This window comes from Pseudomonas sp. JR33AA (assembly GCF_021378985.1).
Lineage (GTDB): Bacteria > Pseudomonadota > Gammaproteobacteria > Pseudomonadales > Pseudomonadaceae > Aquipseudomonas > Aquipseudomonas alloputida.
This window is the reverse complement of sequence record NZ_JAJSAW010000001.1, coordinates 644875-661650: the sequence shown is the minus strand read 5'-3', so window position 1 is coordinate 661650 and position 16776 is coordinate 644875. Positions and strand designations below refer to the sequence as shown.

18 protein-coding genes are annotated in these 16776 nt (G+C 62.8%); 5 read left to right on the top strand and 13 right to left on the bottom strand.

Translation table 11 applies throughout. The features are described from left to right. Positions 1–6: 6 nt before the first annotated feature. Together ubiA and LVS58_RS02935 are read right to left on the bottom strand one after the other, a co-directional pair. Positions 7–897: a 4-hydroxybenzoate octaprenyltransferase gene (gene ubiA / locus LVS58_RS02940; RefSeq protein WP_233689802.1), complete on the bottom strand. Its 891-nt coding sequence runs from the start codon at positions 895–897 to the stop codon at positions 7–9. Beyond that, positions 897–1454: a chorismate--pyruvate lyase family protein gene (locus tag LVS58_RS02935; protein ID WP_233689801.1), complete on the bottom strand. Its 558-nt coding sequence runs from the start codon at positions 1452–1454 to the stop codon at positions 897–899. The genes ubiA and LVS58_RS02935 overlap by 1 nt, the downstream gene beginning before the upstream one ends. A 224-nt stretch (positions 1455–1678) precedes the next feature. Between LVS58_RS02935 and LVS58_RS02930 the strand changes: the two genes are divergently transcribed. From LVS58_RS02930 to LVS58_RS02915, 4 genes are all read left to right on the top strand, one after another. Continuing rightward, positions 1679–1846 (top strand): rubredoxin, encoded by a 168-nt coding sequence (locus tag LVS58_RS02930; protein ID WP_201199498.1) that lies wholly within the window; start codon positions 1679–1681, stop codon positions 1844–1846. Positions 1847–1862: 16 nt separating this feature from the next. Next, complete coding sequence (locus LVS58_RS02925; RefSeq protein WP_233689800.1) at positions 1863–3011, top strand: NAD(P)/FAD-dependent oxidoreductase; 1149 nt, start codon at positions 1863–1865, stop codon at positions 3009–3011. A gap of 187 nt (positions 3012–3198) precedes the next feature. Then, the gene (locus LVS58_RS02920) at positions 3199–3504 is read left to right on the top strand and encodes an HU family DNA-binding protein (protein ID WP_233689799.1); all 306 of its coding nucleotides are present in this window, start codon (positions 3199–3201) and stop codon (positions 3502–3504) included. 147 nt (positions 3505–3651) lie between these two features. After that, entirely contained in the window at positions 3652–4026 is a 375-nt protein-coding gene (locus LVS58_RS02915; RefSeq protein WP_233689798.1) for an SCP2 sterol-binding domain-containing protein, read from the top strand. 73 nt (positions 4027–4099) lie between these two features. On the opposite strand, the gene LVS58_RS02910 is transcribed toward LVS58_RS02915, so the two are convergent. The 6 genes from LVS58_RS02910 to exbB all read right to left on the bottom strand — a co-directional run bounded on the left by LVS58_RS02910 (position 4100) and on the right by exbB (position 10819). Continuing rightward, positions 4100–5503 (bottom strand): aminoacyl-tRNA deacylase and HDOD domain-containing protein, encoded by a 1404-nt coding sequence (locus LVS58_RS02910; RefSeq protein WP_233689797.1) that lies wholly within the window; start codon positions 5501–5503, stop codon positions 4100–4102. Between the two features lie 78 nt (positions 5504–5581). Continuing rightward, a complete protein-coding gene (gene recG, locus LVS58_RS02905) occupies positions 5582–7660 on the bottom strand; it encodes an ATP-dependent DNA helicase RecG (RefSeq protein ID WP_233689796.1) in 2079 nt (692 codons plus the stop codon). A gap of 3 nt (positions 7661–7663) precedes the next feature. Beyond that, complete coding sequence (locus tag LVS58_RS02900; RefSeq protein WP_233689795.1) at positions 7664–8590, bottom strand: hydrogen peroxide-inducible genes activator; 927 nt, start codon at positions 8588–8590, stop codon at positions 7664–7666. Positions 8591–8684: 94 nt separating this feature from the next. Continuing rightward, positions 8685–9416, bottom strand: a complete 732-nt coding sequence (locus LVS58_RS02895; protein ID WP_003253366.1) for an energy transducer TonB — start codon at positions 9414–9416, stop codon at positions 8685–8687. Further along, the gene (exbD, locus tag LVS58_RS02890) at positions 9413–9841 is read right to left on the bottom strand and encodes a TonB system transport protein ExbD (RefSeq protein WP_003253367.1); all 429 of its coding nucleotides are present in this window, start codon (positions 9839–9841) and stop codon (positions 9413–9415) included. Before exbD ends, LVS58_RS02895 begins: the two co-directional genes overlap by 4 nt. A 3-nt stretch (positions 9842–9844) precedes the next feature. Then, entirely contained in the window at positions 9845–10819 is a 975-nt protein-coding gene (gene exbB / locus LVS58_RS02885) for a tonB-system energizer ExbB (RefSeq protein ID WP_233689794.1), read from the bottom strand. A 189-nt stretch (positions 10820–11008) separates the two neighbouring features. Between exbB and LVS58_RS02880 the strand changes: the two genes are divergently transcribed. Further along, positions 11009–11866, top strand: a complete 858-nt coding sequence (locus tag LVS58_RS02880; RefSeq protein ID WP_233689793.1) for an NAD-dependent epimerase/dehydratase family protein — start codon at positions 11009–11011, stop codon at positions 11864–11866. A 162-nt stretch (positions 11867–12028) separates the two neighbouring features. Here the strand turns inward: LVS58_RS02880 and LVS58_RS02875 are convergent, their stop codons facing one another. The 5 genes from LVS58_RS02875 to LVS58_RS02855 form a co-directional block, all read right to left on the bottom strand. Beyond that, positions 12029–12754: a hypothetical protein gene (locus tag LVS58_RS02875; protein WP_233689792.1), complete on the bottom strand. Its 726-nt coding sequence runs from the start codon at positions 12752–12754 to the stop codon at positions 12029–12031. 56 nt (positions 12755–12810) lie between these two features. Next, on the bottom strand, positions 12811–13191 hold the full coding sequence (locus LVS58_RS02870; RefSeq protein ID WP_003253379.1) for a RidA family protein: 381 nt from the start codon (positions 13189–13191) through the stop codon (positions 12811–12813). Positions 13192–13214: 23 nt separating this feature from the next. After that, the gene (spoT, locus tag LVS58_RS02865) at positions 13215–15323 is read right to left on the bottom strand and encodes a bifunctional GTP diphosphokinase/guanosine-3',5'-bis pyrophosphate 3'-pyrophosphohydrolase (protein ID WP_233689791.1); all 2109 of its coding nucleotides are present in this window, start codon (positions 15321–15323) and stop codon (positions 13215–13217) included. A gap of 59 nt (positions 15324–15382) precedes the next feature. Continuing rightward, positions 15383–15646, bottom strand: a complete 264-nt coding sequence (gene rpoZ, locus LVS58_RS02860; RefSeq protein ID WP_003253383.1) for a DNA-directed RNA polymerase subunit omega — start codon at positions 15644–15646, stop codon at positions 15383–15385. Between the two features lie 240 nt (positions 15647–15886). Next, positions 15887–16759, bottom strand: coding sequence for a LysR family transcriptional regulator (locus LVS58_RS02855; protein WP_003253385.1), 873 nt, complete (start codon positions 16757–16759; stop codon positions 15887–15889). Between the last annotated feature and the right edge of the window lie 17 nt (positions 16760–16776).

Below are 16776 nucleotides of genomic sequence, written 5' to 3'. Positions count from 1 at the left end.
AAATATTCAGCGCAACGCGTAATCCAGCACCACCCCGATAAATACCAGCAACCCCGCCCAGTGGTTGTGCAGAAACGCCTTGAAGCACGATTCCCGGTCCAGCTTGCGCGTTGACCAGTATTCCCAGGCAAAGCACGCCGCCGCACCCAGCAACCCAAGGTGGAACCAGCCGCCAAGATCGAACCGGCTACCGGCCAGCAACAGGCAGCCCAGCGACAGCAACTGCAGGGTCAGGATGATGCTGCGATCGGCTTCGCCGAACAGGATCGCGGTGGATTTCACACCAATCTTCAGGTCGTCATCACGGTCGACCATGGCGTAGTAGGTGTCGTACCCCACGGTCCACAGCAGGTTGGCGATGTACAGCAGCCAGGCACCGGCCGGCAGCTCGCCGCCAGCAGCTGTGAAAGCCATCGGAATGCCCCAGGAGTACGCCGCCCCCAGCACCACCTGCGGGTAGTAGGTGTAGCGCTTCATGAACGGGTAACAGAACGCCAACGCCACTGCGCCGAACGACAGCCAGACGGTGCGGCTGTTGGTGCATAGCACCAGCAGGAAACTCACCCCGACCAGAATCGCGAACAGTGTCAGCGCCTCGCGTGGCCGTACCCGGCCACTGGCCAGGGGGCGGTCGGCGGTGCGCTTGACGTGGCCGTCAACCTTGCGGTCGGCAAAGTCGTTGATGCAGCAGCCGGCCGCGCGCATCAGCACCACACCAAGGCCGAAGATGAGCACATTGGCCAGGGTTGGTGACCCATTGCCGGCAATCCACACTGCCGACAGGGTCGGCCACAACAGCAGGTAGATGCCTATCGGCCGGTCCATGCGGCTGAGCTGGACGAAGTCCCAGGCCCGCGGGTGCAGGCGGTTGAGCGACTTGAGCAGTTGCAGGTACATCAGCGGTTTTCCTCCTTGGCCGCTTGCCACAATGCCGGCAGGAACACTTCTGCCACCAGCAGGTCCAGGCCGTTGCGCTCGAAGCGCGAGCGGCGGGCCCAAAGTGCCGCATGTGCAGCTTCTGACGGCAGCCAGGCCTGTGGATAAGTGCACACTTCGAGCGGATGACGGATGAACGCCTGGTCGCAGAACAGCAGCTCGCCCAGCGAGCGGCTGCCCAGGGATTCCAGGTCCAGGCCACCCCGTTCCAGTGCGCTACGGCTGGCCACGCTGCGGGCGAACACCCAAGGTTGGCCATGGCCGCGCAGGTACACTTCGCGCACCCAGCCTTCGGCGCCAGCAGCGATGCCCAGCGCTTGGCATTCGTCATCGCGCAGCGGCTGCCAGCCTTCGAACAGCGGGGTGACGGAAAAGTGATCAATGGACAGACGGGTCAGGCGGCGGGTCAGCGAGCCCTCGTCGAACAGCCAGTCAAGGGTAGGCTGGTCGATGTCGGTCGCCAGCTGTGAATACGGCAGCCACGCGACAGCGGCTGCTTGCGGGGATTCGTACGACACGTCGGTATGCTTTGTTACAGCCAGAGAGGCGGCGAGCTTAGCATGATTGCCTCAACTGCTTGCATACTGCCGGCAGGGCCGCTACAAAGCCCCACGCATTGCGCGCTGGCCCCATCCGCGGGCAAGCCCGCCTGGCGTGCGCGGTCACTGTAGGAGCGGGCTTGCCCGCGAAGAGGCCATCAGCCGCAACACAAGCCCCAGCCTGAACCGAGGAAATAGACCTGATGAAAAAGTGGCAATGTATTGTCTGTGGCCTGATCTACGACGAAGCCCAAGGCTGGCCCGACGACGGCATCGCCCCCGGCACCCGTTGGGAGGATGTGCCTGAGGACTGGCTGTGCCCCGACTGTGGCGTCGGCAAAAGCGACTTTGAAATGATCTCCATCGGTTAATCGAGGAAAGCACGACATGACGTCCCCTGTGGTAATCATCGGTACCGGCCTTGCGGGCTACAACCTGGCCCGTGAATTTCGCAAGCTCGATACGCAGACGCCGCTGTTGCTGATCACCGCCGACGATGGTCGTTCGTACTCCAAACCGATGCTTTCCATGGGTTTTGCCAAGCAGAAGGACGCCGACGGCCTGTGCATGGCTGAGGCGGGCGCGATGGCCGAGCAACTGAACGCCGAGATCCGCACCCATACCCGCATCAGCGGCATCGACCCGGGCCACAAGCGGCTGTGGATCGGCGAAGAGGCCGTGCAATACCGCGACCTGGTGCTGGCCTGGGGGGCGCAGACCGTGCAGGTGCCGATCGAGGGTGATGGCGGCCATCTGGTATTCCCGATCAACGATCTGGAGGACTACGCGCGCTTTCGTGCTGCCGCCGCGGGCAAGCAGCGTGTCCTGATCCTCGGCGCCGGCCTGATCGGCTGCGAATTCGCAAACGACATGAGCCTGGGTGGTTTCACAGTCGACGTTGTGGCGCCGTGCGAACAGGTCATGCCGACCCTGCTGCACCCGGCTGCTGCGGCGGCTGTGCAGGGTGGGCTGGAGGGCCTGGGCGTGCGTTTCCACTTGGGGCCGGTGCTGACCCGTCTTCAGCAGGTGACCCAAGGCCTGGAGGCGCACCTGTCGGACGGCAGCATGATCGCCTGCGACCTGGTGGTTTCGGCCATCGGCCTGCGCCCACGTACCGACCTGGCTGCCGCGGCCGGCCTGCAGACCAATCGAGGTATAAGCGTAGACCGCGAGCTGCGTACATCGCACGCCAACATCTTCGCCCTTGGCGACTGTGCCGAAGTCGATGGCATCAACCTGCTGTACGTGATGCCGCTGATGAGCTGTGCCCGGGCGCTGGCGCAAACCCTGGCCGGCAATCCGACGGCAGTTTCCTACGGGCCGATGCCTATCACCGTGAAAACCCCCGCCTGTCCGCTGGTAGTCTCGCCAGCGCCACAGGGCTGCGAAGGCACCTGGCAGGTAGAGGGGCAGGGCAGTGACCTCAAAGTGCTCTGCCTTGATGCCGACGGCAAGTTGCTGGGCTACGCCCTGACCGGAGCGGCAGTGATGGAGAAGCTTGCGCTGAATCGTCAGTTGCCACCTGTTATGGCGTAAATAGCGGCTGTTCTGTCGGATTTATCCTGTTGTTGCCTGAACAATGGCCGCCCAGATACTGGCGCGGCCTCTGAGCTCGTGCCATTCTCACTCCCGTCTGCCGCAGATTAGAGCCTGCGGTGCCTTGAGCGCTGCTCCCAGAGGCAGCACGGCATAACAACAAGAATTCCGTCAAAGAGGCTTCACTATGCGCAAACCAGAACTCGCCGCCGTCATCGCCGATAAGGCTGATCTGACCAAGGAAAAGGCCAATCAGGTTTTGAACGCGATTCTCGACAGCATCACCGGTGCCCTGGAAAAGGGCACCGTGACCCTGGTCGGTTTCGGCACCTTCGAAAAACGTCATCGCGGCGCGCGTACCGGCAAGAACCCTCAAACTGGGGAACCGGTCAAGATCAAGGCCAGCAATACCGTGGCCTTCAAGCCTGGCAAGAACCTCAAGGACAGCGTCAATCCCCCGGCCGCGCCAAGCAAGGCGGCCAAGAAAAAGTAAGCATCCGCTGACGATTCGTTGATCCCGAACGGGCGCCTTCATGGCGCCCGTTGTGCTTTACACGCGGTAACTGCTGCGAACTTGCATAAAAAGGTCGTTAAGAGGATAAAGTGCGCAACCTAGTCACTTTTCAATCGAGGCGTGTCGATGAAGTTCCGCTTTCTTCTCTGGGCCATGGGGCTGTTGATGGCCAGGGCCAGCCGTAACAATCCGGCATTTCAGCAGCAGCTCAAGGGCAAGGAGCTGGTGTTCCAGATGCAGACCCTGGACGGCAAGGTTGCCCGGCACTTCGTCGTCAATAACGAGCGCATCAGCAGCAAGGGCGGCGCGCATCCGCAGCCGGCCTTCGCCATCGCCTTCAAGGACGCAGCCTTCGGCTTCGCCACGATGCAGGCGGGCAACAAGCAGCTGGCGTTCATGCAGGGGATTCAGGACAAGAATATCCAGATCAAGGGCAATCCGGCGCTGGTGATGTGGTTCCAGGGGTTGATGAAGTACCTGAAGCCGAAGAAGAAAGGCTGAAGTCCGACAGGGATGCCGGCATTTGTACCTGTGGGAGCGGGCATGCCCGCTCCCACAGGTTATGCATAGAAGCTCAATGCGGTGCGTGGAACTGCGAAGCCAGCTCGCGCAGCAGGTTCTCGGCCTCGAGCACCTTGTTTACCACATCCTCGGCCTTGTCCCGGGTAATCCCCAGACGTTCCAGCAACTCGTCAGGAATCTCTTCCTGCGGCCCGCTGCCAATCCCCCGTGAGCGCAACAGGCGGGTCGCCAGGCACACCAGGTTGGGGAAAGCCGCATACTCACCATCGTAGGCCGGGTCGTGCTGGAAACGCAGCGCGGTCGACAGCTCTTCGGGCATGTCCCACAGTTTCATCAGCCAGGCTCCGATCTGTTCGCGGCTGATGCCCAGCAGGTGCTGCTCCACGTAGGTGTGGTTCAGGTGCGGGTTGACCTCCAGGTGGCGGCAAATCAGCGAGAAGTGTGGCGGGAACACGTGCGCCAGCAGCAGGTAGCCGAAGTTGTGCAGCAGCCCGGCCAGGTAGGTCAGCCCGGCTTCGGGGCGTTCGGCCCGAGGCATGGCGCGAGTCAGGCCTTCGATGATCGCGGCGGTATAGATCGACTGCTGCCAGTAGGGCGTGGCCTGCTGCGGTTGGTCTTTCGGCAGGCTCAAGGTCTTGCCCAGCGCCAGGCCCAGGGCCAGGTTGATCACCAGGTCGAAGCCCAGCACGCGTACGATGGCGTCTTCCACCGAGCGGATCTTGCCCGGCGAAGCATAGTAGGGCGACGCCGCCCAGCTCACGACCTGTGCCGCCAGCGCCGGGTCGGTTTCGACCACCCCGGTGATGTCATCGATGCTCGCGTTGGGGTCTACCCGCAGCTTGATGATCTTCTGTGCGGTATCGGCCAGCGGCGGGATCTCGATGGTTTCTTCCAGGCGCTTCTGGATGCGTCGGGCAGTGAAGGCCTGTACTGCATTGGTGATTTCCACCGTGTCGTCATGGGGGCGGTCGAGGTTGGGGCTGATAGCCTCCACCTCCTGGCCGAAGCTGCTGGCGCTGGCCTTGGCCAGCATGCGCTTGAAGTGCGCGCGCTCAATCTCCAGCAGCAGGCCGGCTTCGCCAGACTGGATGTACACGGTCTCGGCGTCGAGCAGGCTCTTTTCGTACTGGCAGGGTGAGCTGGTCAGCGCGGGAATGCCGGGCAGGGCCTTGAGCTGGTGTTTGTCGAGCATTTGCTTGAGGCGCGGTACCGACACAGCGGTCAGCTTGCGCCCGGTCAGCTCGGCCAGGCGGTTGAGGTCCAGCAGCTGGCTCTGCGGGAACAGCACCATGAGGGCGCCCACCTCGTCGTCGAGAAGCACCGCCTGCACCCGTGAAGCCGCAGGCAGGTGCGGGTGTTCGACCACCTGGCGGTAGGCGACGCCGATCTTGTCGAGCAGCAGCCTGATAACCGAGGGGGCGTGTGGGGTTGCGGTGTCCAGGGCAACTTCAGTCATGGTCCGTATCCACTGATTCTTTTAAACGCGAAGTATAACCAGCCTGCGAGCAAATCTGGATCCATTCTGGGACTGACGTCACACTTGGCCATATTGCTGGCCATGGCGTAGCCAGCGGTCGAGCAGCGGACTGACATGGTCCGGCCAGCGGGCGACCAGGGCCTGGGCGGCATCGCGTACAGCCGGTAACAGATCGGCATCGCGCATCAGGTCGGCGACCTTGAACTGCAGCAGACCGGTCTGACGTGTACCCAGCATTTCGCCAGGGCCGCGTAGTTCGAGGTCTTTCTCGGCAATGATGAAGCCGTCATTGGTCTCGCGCATGATCCCCAAGCGCTCGCGGCCGATCTGCGACAGTGGCGGGTGGTACAACAGCACGCAATGGCTGACGGCACTGCCCCGGCCAACCCGGCCGCGCAGCTGGTGCAACTGGGCCAGGCCCAGGCGTTCGGGGTTTTCGATGATCATAAGGCTGGCGTTGGGTACGTCGACGCCTACTTCGATGACAGTGGTCGCGACCAGCAGCTGCAATTCACCGGCTTTGAACTGCGCCATGATCTCGGCTTTTTCCGCAGGCTTCATGCGGCCGTGTATCAGCCCCACTCGCAGTTCGCCCAAGGCGCTGCCGAGTTCTTCATAGGTGCTTTCGGCGGCCTGGCAGGTCAGCTCTTCGGATTCTTCGATCAGGGTGCACACCCAGTAGGCCTGGCGCCCCTCAGCGCAGGCGGCGCGAACCCGTTCGACCACCTCGAAGCGGCGGCTGTCGGCTACCAGCACGGTGTTTACCGGGGTACGCCCAGGCGGCAATTCATCGAGCACCGAGGTGTCCAGGTCGGCGTAGGCGCTCATGGCCAGGGTGCGCGGAATAGGCGTGGCGGTCATGATCAGCTGGTGCGGGCACAACGCGCCGGCCACGCCTTTCTTGCGCAGGGCCAGGCGTTGCTGCACGCCAAAACGGTGCTGTTCGTCGATGATCGCCAAGGCCAGCTGTTTGAACTTCACCTCTTCCTGGAACAGCGCGTGGGTGCCGACCACCATCGGCGCACCGTTGGCGATCTGCTCCAGGGCGCTGGCCCGGGCCTTGCCCTTGAGCTTGCCGGCCAGCCAGGCCACTTCGATGCCCAGCGGTTCGAGCCAGCGCTTGAAGGTGATGAAGTGCTGCTCGGCGAGGATCTCGGTGGGCGCCATCAACGCCACCTGATAGCCCGCTTCCAGCCCTTGCAGTGCTGCCAGGGCGGCAACCACGGTCTTGCCGGCACCGACATCGCCCTGCACCAGGCGCATCATCGGCTCGTGCTGGCTGAGGTCGTAGGCAATTTCGTTGGCTACCCGCTGCTGTGCGCCGGTCGGCTGAAAACCCAGGTTGGCCAGGTACTGCGCCTGCAGGCGCGTGGCCTTTGGCAGTACCGGCGCACGCAGGCTGCGCAGGCTTTCGCGCAGGCGTTGCTGCGACAGCTGATGGGTCAGCAGCTCTTCGAAGGCCAGGCGGTGTTGAGCCCAGTGCTGGCCTTCGGCAAGCTCGTCGAGGTCAGCGTCGGCCGGCGGGTTGTGCAGGTAGCGGATGGCTTCGTCCAACGGTGCCAGTTGGTAGTCACGGGCCAGTTCGTCAGGCAGCCAGTCGGGCAGGCTACGCGGGCCAAGCAGCGCAAGGCTCTGCTGGCACAACACGCGCAGACGTTGCTGGGTAAGGCCTTCGGTGGACGGGTAGATCGGCGTCAGGGTCTGCTCCACCGGTGGTGGTGGCTCATTGCCGTTCAGCGCACGGTACTCCGGGTGGTAGATTTCCAGGCCCGAAGCGCCGGGCCGGGCTTCTCCGTAGCAGCGCAGGTGGGTGCCCCGCTTCAGGCCCTCCTTCTGCGCGTTGCTGAAGTGGTAGAAGCGCAATGTCAGCACACCGCTGCCGTCGCCCAGGCGCACCACCAGGCTGCGGCGCTTGCCCATGGTCACATCGGCACCACTGACCACACCCTCGATAACCGCATCCTGGCCGGGACGCAGCTGGCCGATTGGCACCACGCGCGTACGGTCCTGGTAGCGCAGGGGCAGGTGGAACAACACGTCCTGCAGGTTTTCCAGGCCGACCTTGGCGAGTTTCTCCGCCATCGCCTCGCCCACACCTTTCAGGACTGTGACCGGGACCTTCGACAGCTCACTCATGACTCAGGCCGGTTGTTCCGCAGGGTTTTTGGCGACCGAGCACAGGCGGATCGAATCGGCGAGAATCTCGATGGCCTTTGGCCGCGGGAAGCTGGCGCGCCAGGCGATGGCTACGGTGCGGAACGGTGCCGGTGCCGTCAGCGGGCGCACTTCGATGACGCCGGGGGCATAGTGATGGCTGTGCACTGCCGACAGCGGCAGGATCGATACGCCAAGGCCGGAAGCCACCATGTGACGGATGGTTTCCAGCGAGCTGGACTCGACCGTGGTGTGCCTGGCGCCTTCACCCCCCTTGTTCAGGGTAGGGCAGGCTTCCAGTACCTGGTCACGGAAGCAATGGCCCTCACCAAGCAGCAGCAGGCTCTTGTCGTTGAGCATGGCGGTGTCGATGGTCTTCTTTGCTGTCCATGGGTGATCGGCAGGCATCAGGGCGCAGAACGGTTCGTCGTATAGCGGCAGAGTCAGCACGTCGGCTTCGTTGAACGGCAGGGCGATGATCACCGCGTCCAGTTCGCCGTTGCGCAGCTTTTCGCGCAGTACGTGGGTGAAGTTTTCTTCGATGTAAAGCGGCATTTGCGGCGCCACACGGTGCAGCTGCGGGATCAGGTGCGGGAACAGGTAGGGGCCGACGGTGTAGATTGCGCCGACCTTGAGCGGGGCGGTCAGCTGATTCTTGCCGGCCTGCGCCAGCTCGCGAATGCCTTGGGCCTGCTCCAGTACCTTCTGCGCCTGGGCGACGATGTTTTCGCCGACCGGGGTCAGACGTACTGCGCTTTTGCTGCGCTCGAAGATCAGAACGCCAAGCTCGTCCTCGAGCTTTTTCACACCGACCGACAGGGTGGGTTGGCTCACGTGACAGCGCTCGGCGGCATGGCCGAAGTGCTGTTCCTGGGCGAGTGTGACGATGTAGCGTAATTCTGTGAGGGTCATAACGTGCGTCCATGAAGTTGCGAGCCCAGCATAGCGGCTGCAATTGATAGACGCACGTTATCAGACTTGCCGAATTGTGACAGAAACAAAAGTCTCAGCGGCGGTCCAGTGAGTAGACGAACGGTGCCACGACTTCAATCGTGCCATTGTTCAGCAACTCGGGTGGCGGCTTGGGTACCGTGCCGGCCCGACGGATCATTTCCAGGGTCGCCCGGTCCAGTGCGGCACTGCCCGAGCCACCGGCCATGGAGTACGACACGACCTTGCCTTCGGCGTCGACCACGAAGCGCAGGCGGTTCATGCCTTGCAGGCCGCGACGGCGCGCGTCTTCCGGGTAACGCTTGTACTTGGCAAGGTGGCGCAGCAGGTCGCTCTGCCAGGTTGGCAGGGCGTTGCTGTTGGACGCAATGCTCGGTGCCGGTGCCGCGGACTTCTGCGGTGGCGTGTTGCTGGGCGGTGCGTCCACCGTTTGCTCGGTGGGTGGTGCTTCCTTCGGCGGCTCAGGCTTTTTCTCGGGCTTCGGCGGTTGGGGCTTGGCCTTTGGCTTGGGCGGCTTGGGGATGGCGATCTTGGGCTTGGGCGCTTCTGCCAGCTTCGGCAACGGTGGTTCCTCGACCGGTGCCGGTGGCTGCGGAGCTGCCTTTGGGGGTGGTGGTGGCGCAGGCTCCGGCAACGGTGCCAGTTCGACCATCATCGCTGCCGGGGGCAGCTCGATGGCCTGTGGCACCGACCAGTTGAGCGTCAGCAGCACGGCGACCACGTGCACGCCCAGCACGATCGCCAGGCTGCCACCGTAGCGCGCCATGTTAGAGCGCGTTTTCATCATTTCTTGGCTGCCGTCTCGAGACCTACCAGACCGACTTTCAGGTAGCCGGCCGCGCGCATGTTGTTCATCACTTCCATCAGGTCGCCGTAATCCACGCCTTTGTCAGCCTGGAAGAAGATGGTGGTTTCCTTGTCACCCTTAGTCTTGGCATCGAGCATCGGGCCAAGCTGGTCCGGTGCAGCAACCTGATCGTCGCCGACATACAGCTTCTGGTCGGCCTTGACGCTGACGAACACCGGTTTCTCTGGCCTTGGCGCCGGTTTGGCGGTTGAGGCCGGCAGGTCGACCTTGATGTCGACCGTGGCCAAGGGGGCGGCGACCATGAAGATGATCAGCAGCACCAGCATCACGTCGATGAACGGCGTAACGTTGATTTCGTGGTTTTCGGCGAGGTCGTCGCCACCTTCGTTGAGATGCAGGCCCATGGCTTACCCCACTTTCACCATGTGCGGGGCGGCGCGCTCGCTACCCTGGTGGTCCAGATCACGGCTGACCAGCAGCAGTACCTGAGCGGAGGCATCAGACACCTGCGCCTTGTAACCGGCAATGGAGCGGGCGAAGACGTTGTAGATGACCACGGCCGGGATAGCCGCGACCAAGCCCAGAGCTGTGGCCAGCAGCGCTTCGGCGATACCTGGGGCAACGACGGCCAGGTTGGTGGTCTGGGTCTTGGCGATGCCGATGAAGCTGTTCATGATGCCCCATACGGTACCGAACAGGCCAACGAATGGCGCGGTGGAGCCGATGGTTGCGAGGACGCCGGTGCCGCTGCTCATGGTACGGCCGCTGGCATGCACCAGGCGCTCCAGACGGAAGCTGACGCGCTCCTTGATGCCTTCTTTTTCGCGAGCGTTAGCCGAAAGACGCATCTCTTCGAGGGCATCGTGAACCAGGGTATGAGCCAGGGTGCCTTCCTTGTTGGAGACTTCGCTGGCTGCCTTCAGGGTGGTGGACTTCTTCAACTGGACGATTTCACCACGCAGGCGGCGCTTGGCGCCCATCAGCTCGAAGCCTTTGGCAATCCAGATGGTCCAGGTGATGATGGAGGCGATGGCCAGGCCGATCATGACGATCTTCACCACGATGTCGGCGTTCTTGTACATGCCCCATGGGGACAGGTCATGGGCCATGCCCAGCGAGGTGTCTTCGACCAGGGCTTGTACACTCGGGTCGGCTGCGGCCGGTGCATCTGCCGGGTTGGTGGCAGTGGCATCAGGCGCAGGCGCATTGGCCGGGGTAGCAGCAGGTGCGGCCGGGGCAGTGGCAGCCGCAGGTGTGGCGGCGTTGGTGGTTGGCTCATCGGCCATGGCTACCGGGGCCAGCACCAGGCTGAGTGTCAGCGCGGCGATGGCGCGCCAGGCGCGCGACGGGGTTGGCGAAGCGGAAGGTTGAGTACGTGTCATGCTGGCCGGACCTGATGAAGAAAAAGTGAACGTTCTCCAAGGCCTCGATGTAGGCCGAGAACAATTTGGCGGCCATTATTGCAAGTAATTCTTGTTAACAAAAGTAATATTGTAGCTTTTTTCGCCTATGGTCTAGCCGCCCATCGTGTAGCGTGGCCCGGCTGATAAATTGGTCTAGGGAGTTTAGAGATGTCAGGCCTTTCCGTGATGGTGGTGGGTTGTGGTGATGTGGGTGGGCGTCTGGCCAAGCAGATGTTGGCTAAAGGTTGGCAGGTGAGCGGCCTGCGCCGTTCTGTTGGTCAGCTGCCCGCAGGGGTTTGGCCGGTTGCCGCAGATTTGGCCGAACCGTCGATACCGCAGGCCTGGCCACAGGGCCCGCTGGACTACCTGGTGTACTGCGTGGCGGCCAGCCAGCACGATGAGGCGGGTTACCAGGCAGCCTATGTCGATGGTTTGCGCCATGTGTTGGCCTGGTTGGCTAAGCGTGGCCAGCACCCGCGTCGCCTGCTGTTCATCTCAAGCAGCAGTGTGTATGCGCAGAAGGGCGGCGAGTGGATAGAGGAGGGCGCTGTCACCGAGCCTGAGGGCTATTCCGGGCGGGTGATGCTGGAGGCTGAACGGTTGGCACTGGCCAGTGGCATCCCGGCGAGCGTGGTGCGCCTGACCGGTATCTATGGCCCAGGGCGTGAGTGGTTGCTGAGCCAGGTGCGTCAGGGTTACCGCGTTGCCGAGGAGCCGCCGCTGTATGGCAACCGCATTCATGCCGAAGATGCCGCCAGCCTGCTGGCGTTTCTGCTGCAGGCCGATGCTGATGGCAAGGCACTGGACGACTGCTACATTGGCGTTGATGACGACCCGGCGCCGCTGGCCGATGTGGTGGCCTGGCTACGGGCGTACATGGGGGTTACCGAATGGTCCGATGAGCAGCGGGTGCGGCGTACTGGCAGCAAGCGCTGCAGCAATGCGCGGGCGCGTGCGCTGGGCTGGGCGCCTGAGTATCCAAGCTACAAGGAAGGCTACGCCGCGATCCTGGCAGGAAAAGCCTAGCTGGCAAGTGGCCTTGTGGTAGCAACTGTCTTGCTCCATTTCTAAAAGCTGGCGCGATCCCTGTGGGAGCGGGCTTGCCCGCGAACACGGGCGAAGCCCGTGCCATCCACCGCGGTGTCTTCTTCGCGGGTAAACCCGCCCCCACAGGGACCGCGCATCATCTTAGCTGCGTTCCAGCGCCCATTGACGCTTGCCCGCTGCCAGCTCTGGCATTTCATCCGGCTGTGCACGGTTCACTGCCTGGAAAATCTCCAGCTTGTCACCATCGCGCTTGATGATGAACGGTGCGCCACGCTGGTTGCGCTCCAGCCACAGGCTGTCATTGTTGCCACCCATGGTCGCGCAATCACCTGCTAGGCACAGGGCGAAGCGGTCTGGCCCCGGTAGGCCGGTGACGTTGCCGGTATCGCTGAAGCGTACACTGGCACCTTTGCCTTGGCCGTCGACGATCTTCCAGTTACCCCCCAGGTAGGCCTGGTAGAGCGCCTTCTCGAAGCTGCTGCCCAGGGGGGCATTGGCGGGCGCATTGGCGCGCACGAAGGTTTGCTTGGTGCCGTTCTGGTCGACAGCCAGCAGTTCGTCGCCATCGAGCGAAAGCTGCTCGGTCTGGCCACCCTGGAAACGGGCCTGCCATTGTTTTTCATTGGCGCTCAGCTGGCCGTCAGCGGCCTCGAAACCATTGCTATAGCTAGCTTGCTGATTGGCCACGTCGAGCTTCCACTCGAACACTGGGCCGTGCTCATTCAGCGCCTGGCGCAGGCTGCCGGCTTTGACCGCCGCAGTGATGGCTTCCTGGTTGATCCAGATGCCGTTGAAATCTTCGGGTTTGTGGCTGGTGCAGCCGCCCAGTAGCAGGGCTGCCAGCGCGAAGGGCAGTGCTTGACGCATGACGGGGTAACCTTGCAGAGGAAGGAGGGTGACGGGCAGGGCCCGTCACCAGGGCATCATTCGATGACCAGGATGGCGTCCATTTCGACCTGGGAGCCTTTCGGCAGCGCGGCAACGCCGATGGCGGCGCGGGCTGGGTAGGGCTGTTCGAAGTAGCGGCCCATCACCTCGTTTACCTTGGCGAAGTGGCTCAGGTCAGTGAGGAAGATGTTCAGTTTCACGATGTCCTTGAACGAACCGCCAGCAGCTTCAGCTACGGCCTTGAGGTTCTCGAACACCTGCACGGTCTGGGCTTCGAAGCCTTCGACCAGTTCCATGGTCTTGGGGTCCAGAGGGATTTGGCCCGACATGTACACGGTGTTGCCGGCCTTGATCGCCTGCGAGTAGGTGCCGATGGCGGCAGGGGCCTTGTCGCTGTTGATGACGGTTTTGCTCATGATGACTCCTTGCGGTTGGCGGACTACGTACGCATGCGGGTGATGCGGACCACACCGGTCAGGGTACGCAGCTTCTTGATCACACGCGCCAGGTGCACGCGGTCGTGCACGCTGACCACCAGTTGGACCACGCTGATACGGCCGTCGCGTTCGTCCATGCTGATCTTTTCAATGTTGCCGTCGGCGGCGTTGACGCTGCTGGCCAGCAGGGCGATCAGCCCGCGCTGGTGTTCCAGTTCGACACGCAGTTCGACATTGAACTCGCCAGTGATGTCCTTGGCCCAGGAGAGTTGCACGCACTTTTCGGGGTTGTGGCGGATTTCACTGATGTTGCGGCAGTTCTCCAGGTGCACGACCATGCCTTTGCCGGCCGACAGGTGGCCGACAATCGGGTCACCCGGGATCGGCGTGCAGCACTTGGCGTAGCTCAGCACCAGGCCTTCGGTACCGCGGATCGCCAGCGGGCCTTCTGGCGCCGGCAGCTGTTCGCCTTCGGCCGACAGCAGGCGGCGCGCGACCACATAGGCCATGCGGTTGCCCAGGCCGATGTCTTCGAGCAGGTCTTCTATCTGCTCCAGGCGGTACTCGGCGAGAATAGACTCGATGCGTTCCTGGGGGATTTTCTCCAGGCTGCTATCGAAACCAGTGAGTACCTTGTTCAGCAGGCGCTCGCCCAGGCTGATGGATTCGGAGCGGCGCTGTTGCTTGAGCGCGTGGCGGATATTCGTGCGTGCCTTGCCTGAGACCACAAAGTTGAGCCAGGCCGGGTTTGGCCGAGCGCCCGGGGCGCTGACGATTTCCACTGTCGAGCCGCTTTGCAGCGGTTCGGACAGCGGCGCCAGGCGGCGGTTGATGCGGCACGCGATGCAACTGTTGCCAACGTCGGTGTGCACCGCGTAGGCGAAGTCGACGGCCGTGGAGCCTTTGGGCAACTCCATGATCCGGCCTTTGGGCGTGAACACATAGACCTCGTCCGGGAACAGGTCGATCTTCACGCTCTCGATGAATTCCAGGGAGTTGCCGGCACGTTGCTGCAGTTCGAGGATACCCTTGACCCACTGGCGGGCACGCGCGTGGCTGCCCTTGGGCTGCTCGTCGTCGTTTGACTTGTACAGCCAGTGTGCGGCGATGCCGTTGTTGGCCATCTCTTCCATTTCGCGAGTGCGGATCTGGATTTCGATGGGCACGCCGTGCATGCCGAACAGGGTGGTGTGCAACGACTGGTAGCCGTTGGCCTTGGGGATCGCGATGTAATCCTTGAAGCGTCCGGGCAGCGGCTTGTACAGGTTGTGCACGGCGCCGAGCACGCGGTAGCAGGTGTCAACCTTGTCGACAATGATGCGGAAGGCATACACGTCCATGATCTCGTTGAAGGCACGGCGCTTGCCGCGCATCTTCTTATAGATGCCATAGAGGTGTTTCTGTCGACCGCTGACCTCGCCCTCGATGCCGTCGGCGGCCAGGCAGTTGGCCAGCGAGTGCTCGATCTTGGCGACGATCTCTTTGCGGTTGCCGCGTGCACTCTTTACTGCACGATGAATCAGCGACGAGCGCATCGGGTGCATGGCCTTGAAGCCAAGGTCTTCGAACTCCACGCGCACGGTGTGCATGCCCAGGCGGTTGGCGATGGGGGCGTAGATCTCGAGGGTTTCCTTGGCGATGCGCCGGCGTTTTTCGCCAGACAGCACTTCCAGGGTGCGCATGTTGTGCAGGCGGTCGGCCAGCTTGACCAGGATCACGCGGATATCGCGGGCCATGGCCATGGCCATCTTCTGGAAGTTTTCCGCCTGCGCCTCGGCCTTGGTCTCGAAGTTCATCTGGGTCAGCTTGCTGACCCCATCGACCAGTTCGGCCACGGTCTCGCCAAACTGCTGGCTGAGGGCTTCCTTGGCGATGCCGGTGTCCTCGATCACATCGTGCAGCATGGCAGCCATCAGGCTCTGATGGTCCATGTGCATGTCGGCGAGGATGCTGGCAACGGCCAGCGGGTGGGTCACGTAGGGCTCGCCACTGCGGCGGCGTTGCCCATCGTGGGCCTGTTCGGCGTAGAAATAGGCACGCCGGACCAGGTTGACCTGTTCGGGGCCAAGATAGGTCGACAGCCGTTCGGCCAAGGCTTCTATACCCGGCATGGGTTCACCTCCTGCCGAGGAAGAGGGCCTTGCGCCGTACGACGTCGACCTGGCATCAATCAGACAGCCTCGTTGTTCTCGTCCTCGAACGCGGCGAACACCGGATCCTCGGTGACGATCTCTTCAGCGGCGATGAACTCGTTGGTGACGATGCCTTCGGCAATTTCACGCAGGGCAACAACGGTAGGCTTGTCGTTTTCCCACGCAACGCGTGGCTCTTTGCCGCCGGTCGCCAGCTGGCGAGCGCGCTTGGTCGAGAGCATGACCAGCTCAAAGCGGTTATCCACGTGTTCCAGGCAGTCTTCAACAGTTACGCGGGCCATGGTCTTCCTCAGTAGCAAATGCGGTGGGCGTGCAGCCCATTAATGGGCAGGCGGACTCGATAGTATAAAAATTCACCAGCCAATAGGGAAGCGCTGTTTTGCCGGGTGGTACCTTCAGGCTCGCGTTGGCTTCTTCGCGGGTAAAACCCGTTCCTACAGGGGCCGCGTAGCTTGTAGCGGCGGGTTTACCCGCGAAAGGGCCGGAACAGACCCCCTCAGTGCATGAGCCTGACGATAACCTCAGAGCATCGCGTCACGCAACCGCGGGGTCAGCTCTTCGAACAAGGTCTGCACCGAGCGCAACGCCCGGCAATCCGGCCGGGTCAGCAACCACAGCTGAGTGTCGCAGCCGGGCAGGGGGCCGCTGAGTGCATCCACCCCGGGCAGCGCATGCACCATGTAGTCCGGCAGTGCTGCCACGCCCAGGCCGGCCATTACCAACTGGGCGATGGTCGACATGCTGCTGCACTGGTAGCGCGGGCTCAAGCCCGGGTGTTGCTGGTTGCGCCAGACCACCGTAGGGTGGTCCTGCATCGAGTCGTCTGGTGCTATCCACGGCACGCTGGCGGGGGACTCGCTCAGGCGCTCGCGCCACTGCGGCTGGCCGCAGACTACATAAGAGGTCGAACCCAGGTTGCGGCCAACCAGGTGCTCCGGAGGTGTGTTGGTCAGGCGCAGAGCGATGTCGGCGTCGCGCCGGCTGAGGTTGGCGAAGGTGTTGGAGGTGCCCATCTCCAGCGACAAGGCCGGGTAGTTGGACATGAACTCGGCCAGTGCAGGCAGCAACAGGCTGTGCATCACCGCCTCGGTGCAAGTCAGGCGCACCGTGCCGCTGACTACCTGCTCGCCACTGGTCATGGCAATGCGCGCCGCTTCCAGCGCCTGCTCGGCACGTTCGGCCTGTTCGGCCAAGGCCTGGGCGGTGTCAGTCGGCAGATAGCCCTTTCGGCTTTTGACGAACAAGGCGGTGCCCAGCGCCGACTCCAATCGGCGGATCGAGCGAAACACGGTCGACACGTCGACTTTGAGCAGTTCGGCGGCTTTGGCCAGCGAGCGGCCACGTTCCAGTGCCAGGACCAGAGAGAGGTCTGCGTGGGTTATCTGATATTGCATTGATGCACGCTCTGCTT